The organism is Christiangramia portivictoriae DSM 23547, from assembly GCF_000423045.1.
GTDB classification, from domain to species: domain Bacteria; phylum Bacteroidota; class Bacteroidia; order Flavobacteriales; family Flavobacteriaceae; genus Christiangramia; species Christiangramia portivictoriae.
Genome location: NZ_AUHF01000001.1, coordinates 735,466 through 756,734, shown reverse-complemented (window position 1 = coordinate 756,734; position 21,269 = coordinate 735,466). Strand labels below are relative to the sequence as shown.

Below are 21,269 nucleotides of genomic sequence, written 5' to 3'. Positions count from 1 at the left end.
CTTCCAATTAGGTAGCCATTTTTTTTTGAGAAAACTTCTGCAAAAATTTAAACTTTTCATCTATCGGCATAAATGTTGTTAATTTTCCTAATAAAATTGTTCTTATCTTAATATATCACCAATATTAATCAGAAAACTAACCATTTTGAAGAAAATAACTATCCTATATCTGTTCGTATTCACAAGTATTGTGTGTATAGCTCAAATAAATCCCAGACTCGAGAAATTCCAGACAGATTACGCTAAAGATTTTTCAGTAAACAGCAAGGCAGTATATCTTCATCTCAATAAAAACATTCTTCTTGAGAATGAAAGTCTGTGGTTTGCAGGTTACGTTTATGATTTACACACTGGCAGACCGGATAGCCAAACGGCTAATTTAAATATCAGCATCTTTAAGGATGATGGCGAATTTCTCCATTCCGAAGTGCTTTACACTTATTTTGGCAAAGCATCAGGATATTTAAAATTGAAAAATAAAAGCTTTCAACCAGGCAACTACATCATTCGTGCTTCTACAAATTATATTGATAGTTTTGAAGATGATCACAGCCATACAAGCACTTTTAAAATTTTAGGTTCAGAAAATTTAGATCAGCCAATTAATCAACAACCCTTTCAATACGATTTGCAACTGCTCCCTGAAGGTGGTCATTTGCTTGCCAATGTTATGAATACAATTGGCGTAAAACTGCTCAATCACCATGGACGGGGTGTCGAATTTGAAAAAGGCTATGTTTTGAATAAGAATAATGACACTCTAGCTGATTTCAATTCAAATAAATTTGGAATGGCCAGCTTTAATCTGAATCCTAAAACTCAGGAAGATTATAAGGTGTTCTTGAAAATGAAAGACGGAGAAAAATTAGAAAGTGTGATTGAAGAACCTGAGACCAAAGGTTTTAGTCTTTCATCAACGATATCTCCTGAATTTATAAGACTTAGTTTCTTGACAAATGAAAAAACCTATCCCGAAATTAAGGATCATACTTTCTTTCTGGGCTTATCTAAAAATGGTAAGATCAAGACCTATGCATTCAAATATCCTAGTGAAAGATTAACTGCTACTTTTGAGATCAATAAAGACTCACTATTTTCCGGAGTAAACACGATTACAATATTCAATGATAACTTTGAACCCTTACTCGAAAGACTTGTTTTCAATGACTTTGACACTAAGAGGGTATCCCTTAAAGCTGAAAGAAGGAAAATTAAAGATGATTCTCTAGAAATACTGCTCTCGGGCATGGAGAATCAAATTTCTAACGTATCTGTATCTGTGCTACCGGGAGATACACAAGCGTATGAAGCTCAAAACAACATCCTTTCCAAATTTCTACTCGAACCTTATTTGAAAGGAGAAATTGAAGATGGAGCATACTATTTTTCCAAGGATATTTCTAAACGTAGAAGAAATTACGATCTGGATTTACTTTTACTAAATCAGGGCTGGAGCAAATATGACTGGAACGACAATCCAAACGATAATGTAAAGCAACCTGCAATAGTCCAGGGTTTCAACATCGACGGGAAGATTTTCGAAAGGACCAGGAACAGAAATCAAATATTTATCAGGAACGAACGGTCTGGAGAGATGGAGATAGTTCAACTGAAAAATGATCAAAGTTTTGCATTTGAAAAAATGTATATAGAAGATAGTACTGAAATTGCTATAGGAATGATAGGTGATCGAAAAGGAAAGATTCAGAAACCCTCTATGTCATTAGATATCACACCAAGAAAAATTAAGAAAAACTACGAAGGAAAGATCCCACTATTTAAAAAGCACCTCTCAAATACCAGAGAAATTCCTAAAAACTTTGTTTCTGATGCCGAAGTTTTGGATACGGTAACTATCCATGGTGAAAGAACAGCAGATAAGAAGAAGGACTTTTTTATCGCACCGACTACAAGTGCGAGCTCAGATTATATTGAAATAGATGAAAATATTGCTCGTTCCAATATGTACATTACAGATCTAATACAGAAAAAGTTTTTCATAGTAAGAAGAACTCCTGCAGGAGTGGAAATCACTGCTAGAATGCCAAGCCGAATAGCAGGAGACGCGTCATTACCTATTCCTCAAATATTCTTGAATGGAACTAGATTACGTGATGATCTAAACATTTTAACAACATTGTTGACTTCTGAAGTGAAATCGATCTATATAAACAGATCTCCAGCCGCAGGCTTTGGAGGTTTTAATCAAGGCGGAGGAGTCATTCGCATTCAGACGAAAACAGGATCAGAAAGATCTGGAGTCACAAGCAATTCAGTCACAAAAATTACTACAAGTAATGGATACCAACCTAGAAAGAAATTTTATGCACCGAAATACCTTTCTTATAAAAACAGAATTTTCAGAAATTATGGTGCTATTGGCTGGTTCCCTTTGGTTAAAACTAGTCAGAATGTTCCGGTAACATTGTCTGTTTTAAATACTTTGGAAGACAGCTTGAAAATTTTTATTCAAGGATTCACAACAGATGGGCAATTAATATCTGAGGAATTAAATTTAAAAAATTAAATTTTAAAGCCCGGTTTTACACCGGGCATTTGAATAATTTAAATGTTTATTCCTGTTTATACACTTTACCTTCTTTCATAACAAAAGTCACTTCCTTTAGTGTAGCAACATTTAGAGTAGGATCTTCATTTACAGCAATAATATCTGCAAAGAAACCACTGGCTATTTGTCCGCTTTCATTTTGCATATTTAATACTTTAGCAGGAGTGATCGTTGCTGAAATAATAGCCTGCATTACCGGCATTCCGGCTTCAGTCATATATTCAAATTCCCGAGCGTTTTCCCCATGTTTAAATACACCCGCATCTGTACCAAATAGTATTGGGACTCCCCTTTTGTAAGCTTTCGCAAATGTATTCTGAATCTTTGGTCCTATTTCCTGAGCCTTCGGTACTACCAGTTCCGGATAATATCCTTCGATCTCAGCATTTTCAGTGACTTCCTTTCCAGCCGTAATGGTTGGTACCAGGTAAGCATTGCGCTCTTTCATTATATCCATGGTACTCTCACTCATTAATGTACCATGCTCAATTGTAGTCACTCCTGCTTTAATTGCTCGTTGCATCCCTTCATCACCGTGCGCATGGGCAGCCACGTGAAATCCATAATCTTTCGCGGTTTTAACGATTTCTTCAATCTCTTCAGTAAAAAATTGCGGATTCGAACTACTCTTCGCGACACTAAGTACCCCGCCGGTAGCGGTGATTTTGATTAGATCTGCACCATTTTTATAGCGCTGCCTCACCGCCTTCCTGGCGTCTTCAATACTATTTACCACACCTTCCTTTGGCCCCGGATTACCCATCAGCTCAGCATTCACACCATTGGTAGGATCTGCGTGTCCTCCGGTGGTGGCAAGACTTTTACCAGCTGTAAAAATTCTTGGACCCGCGATCTTTCCCTTATTGATGGCATTCCGAAGAGAAATATTAATTCCGGAACCTCCAAGATCCCGAACCGTAGTAAAACCGGCCATCAAGGTTTTTTCAGCAAAAGCAACAGAGTTAAAGGCATTATCAGCCGGATTATTTGTGAAGTTTTCCAGGTACTCTCCGGGATTGGATTCACCTTCCATATGAACATGCATATCGGTAAGCCCGGGAAGCACTGTTTTGTCCTTAAGGTCAATAATCCTGACACTATCATTCGCAGGACTCTTAAAACCTTTTTCTACAGAAATAATTCTTGCTCCATCAATAATGATTGTTTGCTCCTCAAGTATTTCAGAATTTTTAGTGTCGATTAGTTTTCCAGCATAGATATAGGTTTGCTGGGCCATTAAGTTCAAACTGAACAAAACAGCAAGTGTTGTGAATAGAAATTGTTTCATGAGATTATTTTAAAAAGTCGATGATGATTCCTGTAAGATAATCAATTTGCTCATCATCAAGTTCGGTATGCATAGGCAGTGAAATAACTTCCTGTACAAGCCTGTTGGTCACAGGGAAATCTGCTTCAACATATCGCTCATCAACATACGCTTTCTGTTTATGGAGAGGGATTGGATAATAAATTCCAAAAGGCAGGCCTTTTTCCTGAAGATGCTTTGCCAGGGCATCTCTCTTACCTCCAAGAATTCTTAAGGTGTATTGATGAAATACGTGTGTATCACAATCACCTTCACGGTAAGGAGTAACGATTTTATCATGATCTTTGAAAGCTTCTGTGTACTTCAAAGCGGCAGCTTTTCTTGCTTCGTTGTAAATGTCCAACTTAGGCAGTTTGGCTTCTAAAACTGCAGCCTGTAAGCTATCCAGCCTTGAATTCACACCAATTACGTCATGATGATAACGCTCATACATCCCATGATTTACAATACCTCTAATTGTATGTGCCAGTTCGTCGTTGTTGGTGAAAATCGCACCTCCATCCCCATAACAGCCAAGATTCTTGCTTGGAAAGAATGAGGTAGCTCCAACATCACCCATGGTTCCCGCCTTAAAGGTTTTGGCTTCTTTGGAATGATAATTAGCACCAATAGCCTGTGCATTGTCTTCAATCACATAAAGATGATGCTCTTTTGCAATTTCCATAACGGCGTCCATATTTGCAACCTGACCAAATAAATGTACAGGTACGATAGCACGGGTTTTTGGGGTGATCGCTTTTCGAATCTTATCTGGATCTATATTATAGGTTTCCGGATCTACATCTACCAGAACGGGCGTTAATTGCAGCAAGGCTATAACTTCAACAGTAGCAGCGAATGTAAAATCTGCAGTGATTACTTCGTCACCAGGTTTTAAGCCCAGTCCCATCATAGCTATTTGCAAAGCATCGGTACCATTCGCACATGGAATCACATGTTTAACACCCAGATATTCCTCAAGATCCTTCTGAAATGCATGCACATGAGGTCCGTTAATAAAAGATGTTTCTTCCATGATTTCCTGGAAAGAAGCATTCACTTCGTTTTTTATACCTTCGAACTGACCTTTAAGATCAACCATTTGAATCTTTTTCATCTGCATTTTTTTTCAGGTCCACGAAAATACAAAATATACCACCTACTGGCAATCACTTTCATGACAAACGGCTATTTTTGAAATTAGAATTTTTCACATGCAATTGCTATACAATTCACTTATAAACATTAGTCGCCCAATCATATCGATAGCTGGAAAATTCAGCCCTAAACTAAAGGACTTTTCAGAAGGAAGAAAAGATTTGTTTCCCCGCCTCGAGCAATTAATTGAACCTGGGTCAACATATATCTGGATTCATGCCGCTTCCCTTGGCGAATTCGAAATGGCCGTACCGGTTCTAAAAATGCTGAAGAATGAACACCCTTCGAAAAAGATCATTGTAAGTTTCTTTTCACCTTCGGGCTTCAAAAATAAAAAAAGGCATGATCTGGTAGATATATTCACCTATCTACCACTGGATACTAACGAAAATGCGCAAAAGTTCATTGAACTTATAAAACCTGAGATGGCTTTTTTCATTAAATATGATTTCTGGCCAAATTTATTACTTCAATTAAAGGTAAAAAAGGTTCCAACATACCTGGTTTCCGGGGTCTTTCGAGAGAACCAAAGCTTTTTTAATTTCTACGGAAAATGGATGATCAAATCCTTAAAGGCTTTCCATCACTTTTTTGTGCAGAATGAAGAATCAGCAGAATTATTACAGAAAATAGGTTTTAAAAATATAACGGTCGCGGGGGATACGAGGTTCGACAGGGTTGCAGCTCAATTAACTCAGGACAACCACATTGATTTTATCGAGAGATTTAAGGCGAATGGAGTATTAACTGTTTTTGGCAGCAGCTGGCCCGAAGACGAGCAGCTTTTTATTGATTACATCAATAAACATCCTGAGCAAAAATTCCTCATAGCTCCTCATGAAATCAAAGCTGAAAAAATTCAGAACTTATGCGACCAAATTGAGCAACCGGTGATGAAGTTTACAGAATTGGATGAGCGCACCCCTGAAGTTTGTAATGTATTTATTCTGGATACCATTGGTTACCTGGGAAGAGCATACAGTTATGCAGACATTGCGTATGTTGGCGGAGCTGCCGGGAATACTGGTTTGCACAACATTCTGGAACCGGCTACCTTCGGCACACCGGTAATTATAGGATCGAATTACACCAAATTTCCGGAAGCAGCGCGATTAAGACAACTGGCCGGACTGTTTTCTGTTAAAAATTCTGAAGAATTTGAAGAGATCATGGATAAATTCATAAGCAATCCAAATTTCAGAAAAAAGAGTGGAATGATCGCAGGCCACTTTATTAACAGCAATACTGGCGCAACCAGAATCCTGGAATCCTATCTTAAAAATCTCGAGAGTTGATGATTAACAAACATTGCTAAAAAAAAGTAAAAATAATTCGTACAATTGTTTATAGTTGTAATTTCGACCCGTATTAACAACTAAACAAATACAAATGAGACGTTTATCAATCCTGGCGATTGCGGTTATGACCACTTCTGTATGTCTTACATCATGTAGACAGGAAGCAGAAAAGGAAACGATCGTTAGGGAAGTTGAAGTTGAAAAGCAGGTAAAATCACCTGAAGAAGCTGATGAGCGAGAAGGTATTCTTGAACGTACAGCTAAAAAAGTGGATAAGGAAGTAAATAAAGAGATCGACGAAGAGATCGAAAAAATTGGAGACGACAATTAGTAATACATCTCTAATTTTAATACATTGAATTACTAAAAACTACTAATAACTAAATAATCAAATTATGAAAAAACCAATTTTAATGCTCGCTTTAGCACTATCAACAAGTGTTTTCTTTACTTCTTGTAGAGAGACTAACGAGAACGAAACTGATGACATGGAGCAAATGGAGTCTGATGATATGGACGACATGGATGATATGGATGACATGGACGACGCGGGTAATGATATCGAAAATGCCGCTAATGATGCTGGAGATGCTATTGAAAACGCAGCTAACGACGCTGGAGATGCAGTAGAGAATGCAGCTCAGGATGTTGAAGACGAAGTAGAAGGAAACGACGACTACTAAATCTTGACAATAAAAGAACTGAAAGCCCTTTCTATCATAGAAGGGGCTTTTTAGTGTTTAAAAGATTTTAGCTCTCTTTTTAATTCGTTCATGGATTGCTGCAATTCCTGGAAAAGTCCATTATTCGTAGGATTGTCCAAATTAAAAGTAAGCTTGGAGTTTACCTGCCAGATCTCCTGAATATCATGAACATTGATCTCTAACGGTAAGTACTCTTCATTTAATGATATGAGTAAGACTTTTGAAGGATCTGGCATTTTCTGTATTTTCTTTACCAGAACAGAATCATACATCACGATCACGTATACTTTATTATTGCTGGCTTCCTCAATACTGGCAACCGCTTTTCCCATCACCCATTCCCCCGGTCGGTAATCTGGCAGCATACTATCACCTTCAATCTGAAAACCCCGATATGTCGCATTTCTAAATTCTGGTAATGGAATATCGAAGGCCGGAAGTTGATTATACCATTCTACATCCTGAACATTATGAGGATACCCTGCCGCCGCTTTTTGATTCACCAGGACAATATTTTCATTATCGGCATTGTCTACAGTAACAACCTTTGGGCTTACATCACCTTTACTAATCTTTAGATACTTTTGCCCACTGTCACCAAATAACCATAAAGGATTGATCGCAAATTGCCGCAAGAGCTCGGCGACCACTTTACCCGAGAGTTTGGTACGACCCCGTTCAATATCTGCTGTAGAATTTTTGATTCCTAATAAAGTGGCAAATTCAGTTTGAGTATAATTGTGCTCTTCACGCACTTCTTTAAAATGCTTTATTTCAATCGATCCAGGTGTACCCATAAATAAATAATATTGGAATTATTCCAAATTTAAAACAATAAATGGAATCTTTCCTCTATTTCGTAAAACTTTTTTGCTTATAAATATCTTAGGGAGATTTGTACGCCAGCAGTCTGAGGGCATTCAGCACCACTACAAGAGTCGAACCTTCGTGGAAAACCACGGCGATCCCAATGTTAGCCCATCCAAAAATTGTTGCTGGAAGCAGCAAGGCTACTACTCCGAGACTAATCCACAAATTCTGTTTGACGATGGTATGCGCTTTCCTGCTTAAACCAATTGCGAAAGGAAGAACCTCTAGCTTATCTGCCATAAGGGCAATATCGGCAGTTTCCAATGCGACATCACTCCCAGCAGCACCCATCGCAATTCCCACTGTGCTATTGGCCATCGCAGGAGCATCGTTGACTCCATCACCAATCATTGCGACTTTTTTATTGACGCTGCTAAATTCTCTAATCTTGCTTACCTTTTCTTCAGGTAGCAGGCTGCCATAGGCTTCAGTAATACCAATATCATTAGCGACTGCATCTGCAACGAATTGATTATCACCTGTGAGCATGAGCATTTCTTTGATTCCCAATTGCTTTAAACGCATCAAAGTAGGTTTAGCAGATTTTCTGGGCACATCCATCAAACCTAGTATCCCAACAAATTGAGTACCTGATTTTACCAGCATTGTTGTTTTACCAGCTTGCTCCAGTCTGCTAATCTGGTGTGCGATTTCGTTATCTGGGCTTTCTCCATCCTGAAAAAGCTCCAGATTTCCTATGGAGATTGATTTACCGTTGATGTCACCAGTAATACCTTTTCCCTGTATCGCTTCAGAAGTAGATAATTGAGGCAACTCGTAATTCTGTGGAAGTTTCATCTCCCCATCGCGGACTATAGCTTTAGCCAGTGGATGATTACTAGAACTCTCCAGAGCGACTACTTCAGAAAGCAATTGCTCTTCCGAAGTGTTATTCAGCAAAACAACATCCGTGAGTTTTGGATTTCCTTCAGTTAGTGTTCCGGTTTTATCAAAAGCTAAGGTTGTTAGCGTTCCAAGATCTTCTAGAGGTTTTCCCCCTTTGAATAAGACTCCTCCTCTGGCGGCGCGTGCGATACCACTTAAAACTGCAGAAGGTGTGGAAATTGCAAGCGCACAGGGACTTGCTGCCACCAGAGCAGCCATAGACCGGTAAAAACTGGCAGACCATGGTTCGTCGAGCACAATAAATGCGAAATTTAGAATCAGAATTAAAATAAGTACCGCCGGCACATAGAACTTTTCAAACTTATCTGTAAGCAATTGAGTTGGAGACTTTTTATCCTGCGCCTGCTGCACCATTTCAATAAGACGGCTAAGAGTAGAGTCTTCAGCTTTTCTGATTACCTTTAATTCGATTGTGGCATCGCCATTGATTGTTCCCGCAAAAGCGCGATATTTATCTGGAATGGAATCGATGGCATAAATATCAATATCCTGGCCTTCTATCGCTAACTTATCTACTGGAATACTCTCCCCTGTTATTGACGCCTGATTGATAGTTGTTCTTCCATGGATTAGAATGCTGTCTGCCGGTACGGTAGAATTAGGGCGTACACGTAAAATATCTCCAACTTCTAAATCATTTAGATCTACTTCCTGAAACTGTCCATCAATCTTTTTTAATGCTTGTTTCGGAGCAAGATTTGTGAGCGCTTCAATGGATTTCTGAGCTTTGTCCATGGCAAGATGTTCAAGTGCATGCCCAAGACTGAATAAGAATAATAACAGTCCGCCTTCTGCCCATTTATCAAGAAAAGCGGCTCCTATCGCCGCCACTAGCATCAGAAAATCGATTTCAAACCTCGCTTTCGAAATTTCATGAATAGCTTCTTTTGCTGTATAATATCCTCCTAAAAAATATGAAAGTAAGAATGGAATTAGAACAAAAAGAAATTTTAATTCTGAAAATTGCTGAAGTAAGAACCCTATCAGAAGAAATACTCCGCTGAGCACTGAAAAAATTAACTCTGTTCGTTTCCCAAAAACACCATCGGTATGAGAATCGCAAGCTCCGTGATTATGTCCCGACATTAATTCTATTGGAATTTCCACTAAAGGTACTAAATACCGGGAAGTTTAAACAAAAGGAGATCCAAAATTGAAAAATGAGGAACACTAAAAACTTTGAAATAAGATCAACATTCGTTGCTTACAAAGATTCTTAATTTATTACGCAGGAAAGAACTAACCCTACAAAATAGTTGGTGAGAATTTATATCAGGATTTATTTACAGCAAAAACAGGTTTCAAGGTTGAGTACCTGGTATTTTGAGAGCGCTGCCTCGGCAGCCAACCTACTATTATCAAAAATACCAAGGTAAACCCTTTCAAGGATAGAAGGCAGTTGCTCACAACTGTCTGCGTGAATAGACACCACGCCATCATCATTAGCCTGTTTACTGAGATAGTAAAATTTCATCCGGCAATTTATCCTACTATTAGAAGATCATGTAATAGAATTCAGTAAAATCTTAATGTTTTTAATCCACTATTCTGACTATATACTTTGAAGCTCCAACACCCAGAATGCGATGATGAGCAGAAGACTTATAATCATCCCAGAGAAAATCATGAGGAGACCTCTATTTTCTACCTGTATAGTTTCCAGCTCTTGCTCAAGTAACTCCTGCTGATCTCTCTCCAGCTTCAAATATCGCTGAAATCCTAACTTATTGGCAATTTTTCCCTTATTTGTAAGATACACTCTTCCCTTGTGATCGAAATATATTAGTTGCTTGTTTCTTAATGTATTAATAAAATTAATGGAAGTACTCTGCCTCAAATCTGTTGCCATTATACCATCCTTTAGCTTATCTAGGGTAAATCCGCTTATATTCATATTAACAAGTTTTTAACTTTTTGGGTATTACTAATTAAGAAAATAGTAACAGAAATTCCTAATGTTATTTAAGATTTAACTATGAAAAGATTTACATCAAGAATTGACGTAGTAAGCAATGAAAAAACAAAAAACCCTCAAAATCATATTGATTAAGAGGGTTTTTAGTACTCGGGACTGGACTAGCTAACGGTGTACAAGCAGTATTTACCAAGGCTGAAAATAAGCCCGCTACCAGGAAAGATATAGAAAACTTGATATTAAAATTTCAAGAAAGGTATCAGCCGGTTAGGAATATGAGGCCTAAATCTGGTGGCACCATGCCTTTCTATGATATGGTCCAGAAGACAGTATTATATTTACCGGTGAGGTAAACCAATCTTGAAATGGAAGCATCGCAAGATTAAAATCTCTAAATTTTTCTCCTTTTTACATCGTTTTCATTACTACTCATAGCTCGCCTGATCAACTGATATCAGAAGTAAATTATCGTTTAGCTTTTTGCCTGGAACTAATGGCTGATCAATGGCTGCGCCTTAAAGTAAGCAAAAGCTTACTTTTCTAACCAAACGACATTATTTGTCGCGTACTGTTGTTTAATTTGTATTGAACATTTAATTTAACCGAATGAATATTTTATATCTCCACGGACTGAAAAGCAAACTCAGTAAGGAAAAAAGAAAGATCTTAGAGCAATATGGTAATGTATACGCACCTGATATTAATTACAACCATCAGCATATTCAACCAGTAGAAATTTTAGAGCATTATCTGGATACCGAATTCAATGTAGTAATTGGTAGTAGCATGGGCGGATTGAATGCCTACATCATTTCCGAAAATATTGGCAGACCAGCTTTGATTTTCAACCCCCCGTTATCCAATTATCGACTTACTAATTTTAAAAGTTTTTATTTAAAAGGGTTAGCTTGTAAACAGATCCTTTTAGGTGGAAATGATGACGTTGTAGATCCATTGGAAACAATGACATTTCTTGGTAAACATCTAACGACTTCTGAATTGAATATAAATACAGATCCAATGTTAGGTCATAGAATACCGGTTTCGGTATTTGAGAAACAATTGGATACCTTCTTTTCTAAAATATGCCATTAAAATTTAACCTATGTCTGTAAACCAAACCATGAAAAGATACACCAAGATCATCTCTTTGTTGAGAAGAAGACCTATGAGCTACCAGGAGTTACAGGATGAGATATCTTTAGACCCAGATGCCATTGAAGATAACCTACTCACTTCTCAAAGGACTCTGCAAAGAGATCTAAAAGGGATCGCGTCTAACTTTGAAATAGAAATTGCTTCAGATAAAAGTTGTAATAAGTATTACATCAAAGAAGATACAGAAGATCTACAAACCCGACGACTGCGCGAAAATTTCGAGATTGTAAATGCAATCAAACTTTCTAGAGGTTTCGCGGACTGCCTTGTTTTTGAAGAGAGAAGACACCTGGGCACAGAACATATGGCCGGCCTGATCCATGCCATTCAGAATAGATTAGTTACCGAATTTAATTACACCAAGTTTTGGGATAGTTCTGAAACACAACGAAAGGTTAAACCAATTGCTCTTAAAGAAGCGCAGAACCGCTGGTATCTCATTGGGCAAGATCAAAGGGATTCCAGGATCAAAAATTTCTCCTTAGATCGTATTAAGGAATTAAACATAAGTCCCATTAAATTTCAACCAGTCCCTTATAATGTTCACAAGGAATTCAAAGAAAGCTTTGGAATCATTAATGGCACCGATGAAAAAGCTACTGAAATCATTCTCTCATTTACTCCCGAACAAGGTAGGTATGTAGAATCCCTTCCCCTGCATCATAGCCAAACCCTGATCAATAAAACTAAGGAAGAGATTACTTTTAGCTACTACATACGCCCTACTTTCGATTTTAAAATGGAAATTCTATCCTATGGCAATAAGGTCAAGATTATCGAACCAGTGAATTTTCAAAGAGATATAATTGAAGATCTTCAATCTACTTTAGCACAATATGATATTTAGTTACTCTCCTAATTCTTTATAAAATTCCTCAGGAGCCTATTGATATTAGCTTTCCCTACAGGATTAGCACTTTGTGAGCTCCACAATGGCAGTGATAATTTGTTATCCAGGCAATAGTTTACCAGCCACTTAGCGCAGTCATATCCAGTCGGAGTATCCTTTCCCAGATCATGATCAAAACAAATACCATCTGGCAATCCATGCACTTGAATCCAGTTTCTAAACTTGTAATGATCCTTTAACCACACAACTTCAACCTCACGCCCAATAGGGCTGTAAGCTAGCCAATCCATCCTGATATCATTTGGATCTCGCATGTCATCGAGCCATAATAATGTTTTCTTATTTTTGATTTTGAATTCCGACAATTGCTTTCTTTTCGATAGTGGTTGTAATTTTAATATTTCCAAACTTTTCCTAAGCAAAGAAGTCCAGAATTCCTTTGAAATCAATTTTAAAAAAATGTTCAATTTTGTAATTAATTTCTACAAGAATAGAAATTGAGATGGACAAAAGGTGACGTTAGCAATAACCATATTTAAAGTATTTCAATTTTTTACAACTCCGGTAGAGGTAACTACAAGTTCACTAAGCTCTCAAATTTTTTGTGGCTTATTCTGCTTAATTCTTAATTTAAGGTGATATTGAAAACGGTTATCAGCGTAACCCCTACGTTTACTAATCGAGGTCTTATTGGTTTAACAAAAGATTTAGTTTTAGCAACTAATCATCTATATGCACTAGATGAATTTGTCTTAATAATAATGATTGCATTAAAGTTCATCTAAAAGCGTCGGCTCTTGTCGCTATGTTGCTGTTGCTTAGTCATACAATAACGAAGATCTTGCTGAGGCTATGTTTAGAAAGGAACCTTCATAAACATTAATTAAACGCATCAATTGAGACGAAGTGATTTATATGCTCCGATTAATACTAACTACTAAATCTATTAACAAATGAAAAACAAAACTACAGCTGCAATTCTAGCATTTCTTTTAGGAGGTATCGGTGTACATCGATTCTATCTTGGACAAGGTGGCTTTGGTATAATGTATCTACTATTCTGTTGGACATTCATTCCTCTTGTAATATCCTTTATCGATTTTATTATTTTTCTCACTATGAATGAAAACGCATTTAATGACAAATACAATAGGGGTAAGATTAATAATTCAGGTATAAATACAGCGGATGAACTAGAAAGATTGCATGGATTAAAGGTCAAGGGAGTTATAACTGATGACGAATTTCAACTAAGAAAAGCAAAGCTTTTATAATAATTCATCACCATAATATAAGAATAGAACTACGTGGATAACTATTCCCTGAATTATCTTTTTATAATATCAGGTATCCATAGTAATTGTACCTGAAAATCTTTACTAAAAATAAAAGAAAGCATTAAAAACATATACTAAGTTTTAATGCTTTCTCAAACTTATTAACTACTCTAAAAATATGAAACTTACAGAACCTGAACTAACAGATTTAAAGAAAGCCAAAGATTTACTTGAGAATCCAGGTTTGGCAGCAAAAATCACAAATTACATTGGAATGCCTTTGGAAAAAGGATTTGAATTGTTACCGAAGAATTGGAATAGTAAAATTGTAGAACTTACTCACAAAGCTATTACTAAATCGACCGATGCAGCATTATTTACAATGAAAAATAAGCCAGGTGAAAAATCCTCAAATATCTGGCATAAAGCAACGGTAGCAATATCTGGGGGTGCAGGTGGATTTTTTGGATTTGCAGGCTTAGCTGTTGAATTACCTGTTTCAACCACAATTATGATGCGATCTATCGCAGACATAGCAAGATCTGAAAACCAAAATCTGGATAATGCAGAAACAAAGCTTGCATGTGTCGAAGTCTTAGCTTTAGGAGGTAAATCTGAAAGTGACGATGGTACCGAAAGTGGCTATTATATAACTAGGGCCCTACTTGCTCAACAACTGACTATGGCTGCGGAGCACATTGCGAAAAATGGATTAACCAAAGAAGGAGCACCGGCCCTAGTTAAGTTTTTTACTACTGTTGCCAGTAGATTTGGAATACAAGTTACAGAAAAGGCTGCTGCACAAGCTGTTCCTGTAATTGGAGCAGCTACAGGTGCAGCTTTAAATCTTCTCTTTATTGATCATTTTCAAGATATGGCCAGAGGTCATTTTATTGTGAAAAGACTCGAAAAGAAATATTCGCCTGAATTCATCGAAAAAGAATACGCATCACTATAATAAACTTCTAATTTAAAATTATGCAACAAAAAACTAAGTCAAAGTTAAACCAAGGAATGATTTTGAAAGCTTTAGACTATTCTTATGAAAAAGCTATTAATGGCATGCCCGGCTTCGATTCTGCTCAAGAAATGGCTGAAAGTTATAAAGGTAATGGAAAAACAAAAGTAGAAAATTGTAATTCCCTCATAAGATGGCAAAACACCAAAGCGACAACAAGTGGATTTGTCACCGGTTTAGGTGGACTATTGACGATGCCAGTTGCTATACCAGCAAATTTAGCAAGCGTTATTTATGTACAAATTAGAATGATTGCCGCAATAGCTCATATGGGAGGGCATGATTTGAGAGATGATAGAGTTAAGTCATTGGTTTATGTCTGTATGGCCGGAAATACAGCAAAGGATATTCTAAAAGATATAGGAATTGTAGTGGGTCAGAAAGTATCTCAAAAAATGATTGCTAATATTTCTGGTAAAACTATTACAAGAATAAATCAAGCAATTGGATTCAGGCTCTTAACTAAGTTTGGGCAAAGAGGCGCAATTAATTTGGGTAAAGCTGTACCACTTATCGGAGGTTTGATAGGTGGAACATTTGATGGGGTAACAACTAACTTAATAGGTAATACTGCTAGAAGAACCTTTATTAATGCTAAATAGTACACTATTTTAATCTGAAGTTTATTCTCTGCTAGAACTAATGAATTCCGATCCAACCCGCCCCTACCACCGACATGAAATAGATTTACTCTTTGCAAAAGTGAAAGCTCAATTACATCAGAAAGCTCTAGAAAGAGGTGGTGATGGGAGAGCACTTTATACCGATTGCTACACCGGGGAAACTCTACGTGGTGGCGACCGCTATGATTATGAACATATTCGTTCTTCAGAATACGTGTTCATGGCATATCGCGATCGATTGACAAATTTTGAGATCGCAGAAGTAGTGAATTGTTCTGAGAATGTAGCAGTTACTTTGCGTAGCATTAATCAGTCAAAAGGAAAAATGAGATTGGAGGATTGGCTATCTAATAGGGTAAATACCACCAAGCACAAAATTGATTTAGAACTTGCGAAAAAGGCCGCTATAGCTGCAGATAAAGGTATTGATCAAAAAGTCCAAGAAATATTATCAAAAAGATTTAAATAGATTTGAATTAACAAATCAAATTAATAAGCATAATCAACCAAATTTTTATTTAATGAAACAATTTTTACTCACATTATTTCTATTGGCATCTCTAAACGTAGTATGTCAAAATCACCTTGAAGCGATCACATTTGAGGAGACCCAGACTTCAGAATTTTTTAGAAATATAAAAAACCGCACAACCGTTTCCACTTACACCGCTGCGGATGGCAGTGAATTGAAAGTGGGTGATACCCTAATGATAGGAACCCCTTCTGGAAGCACAACGAATACAACAGCCGTTGGTGCTGGCAGTACTTTTGGCGCAGCCAAAGCCAAATCAAAAACCGCAAGTTCCTTTTCCAATATCATTATGGGAAAACCAGCAGGCTTTGGAAACGTTATGAATGCTCTAGGAGGAGAAGGCCCTTCAAATGCAGGGCAAAACATGCAAGGTGAAGTAGTTTTAATTTCTGAAATCTCGCTATTCCACAAAGGAAGTAAGAAAAAGCCTCTTGCAGTTCAAATTTTGCTAGGCGAACCGAACGGTCGAGCTTTTGGAATAAACAAATACATGTCTGTAACAGATTATGAAAAAGCAGTCTTGGCTGGTGAGATTAAAAGCACTAATGCACCACTAACCCGTGATGAAGCAATAGCTAAACTGAAAGAATCGAAAGAGTTGCTAGATCTGGGTATTATAGAGGAAGAAGAATATGAAGAATTGAAGTCAGAATTGATGCCCATAATCACCGGACAGTAAACTGCTTATGAAAATGCCCGCTAGAGCGGGCATTTTTAATTTGATTATTTATTACCTCCTCTCACAACCGTCTAGTAGAATACCTCGTCTGTTTGTATCTGGTCTGTAAGAAAGTATCTTCCATTTGATGCTGAGCCTATTCACTTTGGAGTGTGTAATAAAGCTTTTTTGGACATGCTAATACTAATCTAAACCGGGTTTTGATTATTAGTGACCAGTAAAATATTTCCTATTTTCAGTCTAGCATTTCTGTAATCATAAACTCTGGTTCTTTCCATTTAGAAAAACTCCCAACTTTATAAACTTCCCTAAATTTACAAAAATAGCCATCAAACTCATATTCGTAAACGACCACTCCTTTACTTCTAAGAACTCCTCTTTGAGGTTTCTTCTTAACTTTTACTCTCCAGCTTTGTCGAGTGCCGGACAGGTTGAAAAGTAAATACTCAGGATAGATTCCAGTTCTTTCGAATTCACGCATGCCGCCTTGTTGAAGCGTAATGTTTAGGCTCATTCAAATGAGGTTTGTAAAAATGTATAAGAAAATATTATTTAACCTTTAACCCTAACTTTCTTAGTCTAGATTTTATCCCACCATTCTGTCTTTTCATTTTTCGGGCAATTTCTTTTATTGTAAAACCTTGTTCAAACAATTCGGTTAAATGAGTTTCCTCTTCTGATGTCCATGGTTTATATGCATTTTCATGAGATTTTCTAATCTCGTCAACTGAATACACAGGGTTATTCTCAACTTCTGGATCAACCTGAAGAGAATTTAAGGTTTTATCTCTATTAGATCTACTTTGGATATCCTTAACCGGCTTGTTTTTAAATTCATCAACATTATCCTCTATTTCGGTGAAAATTTTCAGTGATTGGCTAATTTTATAGAGATTCGGATCTTCAAGTCTATCAATTAATTTTCCGGTATCTGGATTTCTTCCCTCTATTAAATCATACAAAGTCTTTCTAGCATCTTCAATTGTAATTATGATGGGTTCATCATTCTTCGCTTCTGAACATTCAGCATTTTTCGTTGGAGATCTCGAAGAGTTAATATTGAAATACCATTCTCCGAAAATTTCACCATTAATTCCAGGTACATATGTGCATTGAGGTATAAGCGATTTGAGCATATTAGCCTTATATAACCTTTTCAGAAATCTTCTGAAGAAAAGTCCATTATTTTTATCCTGAACAAAAATGCCTTTTCTCACCAAATACGGAAAAACATCTGTTGATCTAATATTAACCTCTTTAGTCATATCAAGATAATACTGGACAGCATTCTTAATTTTAAGTGCCTTCTTTATTTCATGATTAGAAATTTCCATACTAAAAATTTATATCGGCTTCTGTCTACTTCCGCTAACCACCCTCTTCATTGTATCAAAAAAGGCCTGGTAGAAACCTTCATCTTTGGCGTATAATCTGTAAAGATCCAGTTCGTTTTTACGTTGTTTACGCATTACCTCGTCAATGATCTTTTCTAAGGCCAGATCACTGTTTTGCTTATCGGCATTATCGGCTACTTTCGTTTGAAAATCAGGATGTGCCTGGACATGTTTTCCTAATTGTATAAATTTTGTTCGCTGTTCATCTGGCGTGGCTTCCCATCCCTGGAACCATCTTTCATTGAAGTTCCTTATGATATTTTCAAGGATATCCTCTTCCTTTTCCCCATGTGCCCCACGCGGATTCGGATTTTGTGGATCCAAATCTGTCTCAGATGCATCCAGACCAATGGAGTCATTCAGTTTAGTTCGTTCCAATCCATAGGTGGAAAGATCTACCGACTCCAGCAATTCATCCAGATTATCTGTATCCTTATCTTTTACGATCAGTTTCGGGATAAGAAATTTCAGGAACCAGAATAGTTTTTCCCAGGTGACCATTTCATAAGGCATGATCGCCGCCATTTGCCCATAGATCTTAACGAACTGCTTAGCTTTTATCTTAAAGTCGGCTTTGTCTTCATCTTCCAGTTCCAGTTCAGTATTAAAACGATGAGCAGCCGCGTCAATGATGGGGCTCAATTTTTGAGCATCTTCTTTCATAAAGAATTTCTCACAGAAAAGCTCCACTTCTTCCTGTTCGTAGACACCTGTTTCGTCTAAAGTTTCTTTGATCTCATGCAGTACATTAATATCTGTGGCACCGCTTAAAGAAGTTGCTGTGTAGAAAGGATCAAAGGAATTCTTGATATCATCTGTAGAGTTAAAGAAATCCAGGATAAAAATATCTTCTGTTTTCTTTCCGAGCTTATCTGCAGATCTGTTTAATCTTGATAGCGCCTGTACGGCTAATACTCCCTGTAGCTTTTTGTCCACATAATTGGCAGTAAGTTTAGGCTGATCAAAACCGGTAAGGTATTTATTGGCTACCACGAGGATTCTATACTCATCGGTATCGAAATTATCTTTAGTATCCTTCTCTCCGAATCCGTTCATATCGGCTTCGGTATATTCAATTCCGTCTACAGTTTTAGAACCTGAAAAAGCGATCAGGATTTTGAATGGATTTCCTTTTTGTTCCAAAATCCTGCTTAAAGCCTTGTAATATCGAATGGCAGAAACGATGCTTTGGGTGACCACCATGGCCTTGGCTTTACCCTTCAGCTTTTTCTTATTGACGATATTAGGAATGAAATGATCCAGGATCACCTCAGCTTTGGTGTCTATAGTTTGCTGGTGGCTCTCTACATAAGCCTTTAATTTTTTCTGCGCTTTCTGTGAATCGAATAAAGGGTTTTCCTCTATAGATTTCTCTATCTCATAATAGCTTTTGTAGGTGGTATAATTAGCCAGCACATCCAGGATAAAGCCTTCTTCAATGGCTTGTTTCATGGAATACAAATGAAATGGCCTGAAGGAATCATCCTCTTGTTTTACCCCGAATTTTTCCAAAGTATTATTCTTTGGCGTTGCCGTAAAAGCCAGATAAGAGGCATTTCCGCGCATCTTTCTCGCCTGCATGGCTTTGATGATCTTATCCTGTACATCTTCCTCCTCTTCTTCCTGTGCCTGCTGACCCATGGACTGGTTCATCTTATCGTGAGCAGACCCACTTTGGGAACTGTGGGCTTCATCTATGACCACTGCAAAACGCTTATCACTAAGATCAGAAATTCCCTCAATAATGAATGGAAACTTCTGGATGGTAGTAATGATAATCTTTTTTCCGCTCTCCAGGCTCTCCCTTAATTCCCGGGAAGAATAAGCAGGAGCCACTATATTTTTAACTTCGGAAAAATCTTTAATATTTTCCCTGATCTGCTTGTCCAGTAATCGCCTATCGGTAACGACTATGACAGAATCAAATAAAGGTTTTTCCATTCCTTTACTGCCGTGACCACCTTCTATTTGCGGATAGGTCTCAATAAGTTGAAAGGCCGCCCAGGTAATGGAATTCGATTTCCCGGAACCTGCCGAATGTTGAATGAGATAGGTTTGCCCTACTCCATTTTTCCCTGCATGATCTATAATCTCACGGACTACATCCATCTGATGATATCGCGGAAAGAACAGGGTTCTGGTATTCAAGGGATCCTTAGCTTTTCCATCCAGCCTGACAAAATGCTGTATGAGGTTCGCAAGACTTTTTCTCGTTAAAACCTCCTCCCAGAGATAAGCTGTTTTATGCCCGTCAGGATTTACGGGATTTCCTTTCCCATTATCATTCCCTTTATTGAAAGGTAAAAAGTAGGTATTGCCACCGTTAAGTTTGGTTGTCATATAAACCTCATCGGTATCTACTGCGAAATGCACCAGGCATCTACCGAAATTAAGCAGCGTTTGACGTACATCACGATCGTACTTATACTGCTTCTGCGCGTGTACTTTTGCATTCTGCCCGGTCCAGTGGTTCTTTAGTTCCGCGGTGATAATTGGCAGCCCATTTATAAACAAAACCATGTCGATTTCCTCTCGAAGGTTCTCTACCGAATATCTTAACTGCCGGGTGGCACTGAACTGATTATTCTGAAAAAGTTTTCTAACACGATCGCTGCTGCTAGCTAACGGTAACTGGTAAAATAAGGTAAAATGAGCATCATCGACCGCCAATCCTTTTTTAAGAAGCTGAAGCACGCCATACTTATTGATCATCCTGTCCAGGCGCTCCAGGATCTTTAATTTCCAATCCCCATGCCTTTGAAGTTTTTCCAATTCTTCATTCTGGGTCTCTTCCAGAAAACTCCAGAACCTTCTTTTATCGATAGCATATTTTGCATCAAAATCATCTGGATCACCAATGTAATATCCATTCCCTGAAAGATATTGCTCAGACTCCTCCGCAATATTTGCATTGGGATCCTGCTCTTTGATCTTTTCGATGGTTGTACCGGAAAGCGTTTCCTGGATAGCGGCTTCTAAGGCTTGCTCGTTGGTTTGGCTAGGCATAGGTTA

At 37.6% G+C, this 21,269-nt stretch carries 21 protein-coding genes; 11 read left to right on the top strand and 10 right to left on the bottom strand.

Features of this window, described 5'->3' with window-relative positions; translation table 11 throughout:
• Positions 1-145: 145 nt before the first annotated feature.
• Entirely contained in the window at positions 146-2,527 is a 2,382-nt protein-coding gene (locus G529_RS0103635) for a hypothetical protein (RefSeq protein ID WP_157514524.1), read from the top strand.
• A 46-nt stretch (positions 2,528-2,573) separates the two neighbouring features.
• Here the strand turns inward: G529_RS0103635 and G529_RS0103630 are convergent, their stop codons facing one another.
• Positions 2,574-3,857 (bottom strand): metal-dependent hydrolase family protein, encoded by a 1,284-nt coding sequence (locus G529_RS0103630; RefSeq protein ID WP_026914248.1) that lies wholly within the window; start codon positions 3,855-3,857, stop codon positions 2,574-2,576.
• A gap of 4 nt (positions 3,858-3,861) precedes the next feature.
• Positions 3,862-4,992, bottom strand: a complete 1,131-nt coding sequence (locus G529_RS0103625; protein ID WP_026914247.1) for a DegT/DnrJ/EryC1/StrS family aminotransferase — start codon at positions 4,990-4,992, stop codon at positions 3,862-3,864.
• Positions 4,993-5,089: 97 nt separating this feature from the next.
• On the opposite strand from G529_RS0103625, the gene G529_RS0103620 reads away from it, so the two are divergent.
• The 3 genes from G529_RS0103620 to G529_RS0103610 all read left to right on the top strand — a co-directional run bounded on the left by G529_RS0103620 (position 5,090) and on the right by G529_RS0103610 (position 7,014).
• Entirely contained in the window at positions 5,090-6,328 is a 1,239-nt protein-coding gene (locus G529_RS0103620) for a 3-deoxy-D-manno-octulosonic acid transferase (protein WP_026914246.1), read from the top strand.
• Positions 6,329-6,422: 94 nt separating this feature from the next.
• The gene (locus G529_RS0103615) at positions 6,423-6,662 is read left to right on the top strand and encodes a hypothetical protein (protein WP_026914245.1); all 240 of its coding nucleotides are present in this window, start codon (positions 6,423-6,425) and stop codon (positions 6,660-6,662) included.
• A gap of 82 nt (positions 6,663-6,744) precedes the next feature.
• On the top strand, positions 6,745-7,014 hold the full coding sequence (locus G529_RS0103610) for a hypothetical protein (protein WP_340139871.1): 270 nt from the start codon (positions 6,745-6,747) through the stop codon (positions 7,012-7,014).
• Between the two features lie 50 nt (positions 7,015-7,064).
• On the opposite strand, the gene G529_RS0103605 is transcribed toward G529_RS0103610, so the two are convergent.
• The 4 genes from G529_RS0103605 to G529_RS0103590 all read right to left on the bottom strand — a co-directional run bounded on the left by G529_RS0103605 (position 7,065) and on the right by G529_RS0103590 (position 10,705).
• Complete coding sequence (locus tag G529_RS0103605) at positions 7,065-7,832, bottom strand: LexA family transcriptional regulator (protein ID WP_026914243.1); 768 nt, start codon at positions 7,830-7,832, stop codon at positions 7,065-7,067.
• 88 nt (positions 7,833-7,920) lie between these two features.
• Positions 7,921-9,897, bottom strand: coding sequence for a heavy metal translocating P-type ATPase (locus tag G529_RS0103600; protein WP_026914242.1), 1,977 nt, complete (start codon positions 9,895-9,897; stop codon positions 7,921-7,923).
• A gap of 193 nt (positions 9,898-10,090) precedes the next feature.
• Positions 10,091-10,285, bottom strand: a complete 195-nt coding sequence (locus G529_RS15425) for a hypothetical protein (RefSeq protein WP_035695426.1) — start codon at positions 10,283-10,285, stop codon at positions 10,091-10,093.
• A gap of 78 nt (positions 10,286-10,363) precedes the next feature.
• Positions 10,364-10,705, bottom strand: a complete 342-nt coding sequence (locus G529_RS0103590) for a hypothetical protein (protein ID WP_026914241.1) — start codon at positions 10,703-10,705, stop codon at positions 10,364-10,366.
• 627 nt (positions 10,706-11,332) lie between these two features.
• Between G529_RS0103590 and G529_RS0103585 the strand changes: the two genes are divergently transcribed.
• Together G529_RS0103585 and G529_RS0103580 are read left to right on the top strand one after the other, a co-directional pair.
• Positions 11,333-11,821 carry a YqiA/YcfP family alpha/beta fold hydrolase gene (locus tag G529_RS0103585; RefSeq protein WP_026914240.1) on the top strand — a complete coding sequence of 163 codons (489 nt, stop codon included), beginning with the start codon at positions 11,333-11,335 and terminating at the stop codon, positions 11,819-11,821.
• Positions 11,822-11,831: 10 nt separating this feature from the next.
• Positions 11,832-12,731: a helix-turn-helix transcriptional regulator gene (locus G529_RS0103580; RefSeq protein WP_026914239.1), complete on the top strand. Its 900-nt coding sequence runs from the start codon at positions 11,832-11,834 to the stop codon at positions 12,729-12,731.
• 8 nt (positions 12,732-12,739) lie between these two features.
• Here G529_RS0103580 and G529_RS0103575 read toward each other — a convergent pair whose 3' ends face one another.
• Positions 12,740-13,099, bottom strand: a complete 360-nt coding sequence (locus tag G529_RS0103575; protein ID WP_245566885.1) for a cyclic-phosphate processing receiver domain-containing protein — start codon at positions 13,097-13,099, stop codon at positions 12,740-12,742.
• A gap of 588 nt (positions 13,100-13,687) precedes the next feature.
• Between G529_RS0103575 and G529_RS0103570 the strand changes: the two genes are divergently transcribed.
• The 5 genes from G529_RS0103570 to G529_RS0103550 all read left to right on the top strand — a co-directional run bounded on the left by G529_RS0103570 (position 13,688) and on the right by G529_RS0103550 (position 16,863).
• Positions 13,688-14,008 carry an NINE protein gene (locus tag G529_RS0103570; RefSeq protein ID WP_026914237.1) on the top strand — a complete coding sequence of 107 codons (321 nt, stop codon included), beginning with the start codon at positions 13,688-13,690 and terminating at the stop codon, positions 14,006-14,008.
• A gap of 181 nt (positions 14,009-14,189) precedes the next feature.
• Positions 14,190-14,969 (top strand): EcsC family protein, encoded by a 780-nt coding sequence (locus tag G529_RS0103565; RefSeq protein WP_026914236.1) that lies wholly within the window; start codon positions 14,190-14,192, stop codon positions 14,967-14,969.
• 20 nt (positions 14,970-14,989) lie between these two features.
• Positions 14,990-15,631: an EcsC family protein gene (locus G529_RS0103560; protein WP_035695424.1), complete on the top strand. Its 642-nt coding sequence runs from the start codon at positions 14,990-14,992 to the stop codon at positions 15,629-15,631.
• Between the two features lie 40 nt (positions 15,632-15,671).
• Positions 15,672-16,121, top strand: coding sequence for a hypothetical protein (locus G529_RS0103555; RefSeq protein WP_035695423.1), 450 nt, complete (start codon positions 15,672-15,674; stop codon positions 16,119-16,121).
• Entirely contained in the window at positions 16,078-16,863 is a 786-nt protein-coding gene (locus tag G529_RS0103550) for a hypothetical protein (protein ID WP_026914233.1), read from the top strand. Before G529_RS0103555 ends, G529_RS0103550 begins: the two co-directional genes overlap by 44 nt.
• A 235-nt stretch (positions 16,864-17,098) precedes the next feature.
• Here G529_RS0103550 and G529_RS0103545 read toward each other — a convergent pair whose 3' ends face one another.
• The 3 genes from G529_RS0103545 to G529_RS0103535 are packed head-to-tail and all read right to left on the bottom strand — an operon-like array spanning position 17,099 to position 21,263.
• Positions 17,099-17,377: a hypothetical protein gene (locus G529_RS0103545; protein ID WP_026914232.1), complete on the bottom strand. Its 279-nt coding sequence runs from the start codon at positions 17,375-17,377 to the stop codon at positions 17,099-17,101.
• Positions 17,378-17,411: 34 nt separating this feature from the next.
• Entirely contained in the window at positions 17,412-18,197 is a 786-nt protein-coding gene (locus G529_RS16095; protein WP_051201327.1) for a response regulator transcription factor, read from the bottom strand.
• 9 nt (positions 18,198-18,206) lie between these two features.
• Positions 18,207-21,263, bottom strand: a complete 3,057-nt coding sequence (locus G529_RS0103535) for a type I restriction endonuclease subunit R (protein ID WP_026914231.1) — start codon at positions 21,261-21,263, stop codon at positions 18,207-18,209.
• Positions 21,264-21,269 lie beyond the last annotated feature (6 nt).

Excerpts from the sequence above, each read along its gene's own strand:
- G529_RS0103630 (WP_026914248.1), bottom strand. The coding sequence starts at position 3,857 with ATGAAACAATTTCTATTCACAACACTTGCTGTTTTGTTCAGTTTGAAC.
- G529_RS0103625 (WP_026914247.1), bottom strand. The coding sequence starts at position 4,992 with ATGAAAAAGATTCAAATGGTTGATCTTAAAGGTCAGTTCGAAGGTATA.
- G529_RS0103620 (WP_026914246.1), top strand. The coding sequence starts at position 5,090 with ATGCAATTGCTATACAATTCACTTATAAACATTAGTCGCCCAATCATA.
- G529_RS0103615 (WP_026914245.1), top strand. The coding sequence starts at position 6,423 with ATGAGACGTTTATCAATCCTGGCGATTGCGGTTATGACCACTTCTGTA.
- G529_RS0103610 (WP_340139871.1), top strand. The coding sequence starts at position 6,745 with ATGCTCGCTTTAGCACTATCAACAAGTGTTTTCTTTACTTCTTGTAGA.
- G529_RS0103605 (WP_026914243.1), bottom strand. The coding sequence starts at position 7,832 with ATGGGTACACCTGGATCGATTGAAATAAAGCATTTTAAAGAAGTGCGT.
- G529_RS0103600 (WP_026914242.1), bottom strand. The coding sequence starts at position 9,897 with ATGTCGGGACATAATCACGGAGCTTGCGATTCTCATACCGATGGTGTT.
- G529_RS15425 (WP_035695426.1), bottom strand. The coding sequence starts at position 10,285 with ATGAAATTTTACTATCTCAGTAAACAGGCTAATGATGATGGCGTGGTG.
- G529_RS0103590 (WP_026914241.1), bottom strand. The coding sequence starts at position 10,705 with ATGAATATAAGCGGATTTACCCTAGATAAGCTAAAGGATGGTATAATG.
- G529_RS0103585 (WP_026914240.1), top strand. The coding sequence starts at position 11,333 with ATGAATATTTTATATCTCCACGGACTGAAAAGCAAACTCAGTAAGGAA.
- G529_RS0103580 (WP_026914239.1), top strand. The coding sequence starts at position 11,832 with ATGTCTGTAAACCAAACCATGAAAAGATACACCAAGATCATCTCTTTG.
- G529_RS0103570 (WP_026914237.1), top strand. The coding sequence starts at position 13,688 with ATGAAAAACAAAACTACAGCTGCAATTCTAGCATTTCTTTTAGGAGGT.
- G529_RS0103565 (WP_026914236.1), top strand. The coding sequence starts at position 14,190 with ATGAAACTTACAGAACCTGAACTAACAGATTTAAAGAAAGCCAAAGAT.
- G529_RS0103560 (WP_035695424.1), top strand. The coding sequence starts at position 14,990 with ATGCAACAAAAAACTAAGTCAAAGTTAAACCAAGGAATGATTTTGAAA.
- G529_RS0103555 (WP_035695423.1), top strand. The coding sequence starts at position 15,672 with ATGAATTCCGATCCAACCCGCCCCTACCACCGACATGAAATAGATTTA.
- G529_RS0103545 (WP_026914232.1), bottom strand. The coding sequence starts at position 17,377 with ATGAGCCTAAACATTACGCTTCAACAAGGCGGCATGCGTGAATTCGAA.
- G529_RS16095 (WP_051201327.1), bottom strand. The coding sequence starts at position 18,197 with ATGGAAATTTCTAATCATGAAATAAAGAAGGCACTTAAAATTAAGAAT.
- G529_RS0103535 (WP_026914231.1), bottom strand. The coding sequence starts at position 21,263 with ATGCCTAGCCAAACCAACGAGCAAGCCTTAGAAGCCGCTATCCAGGAA.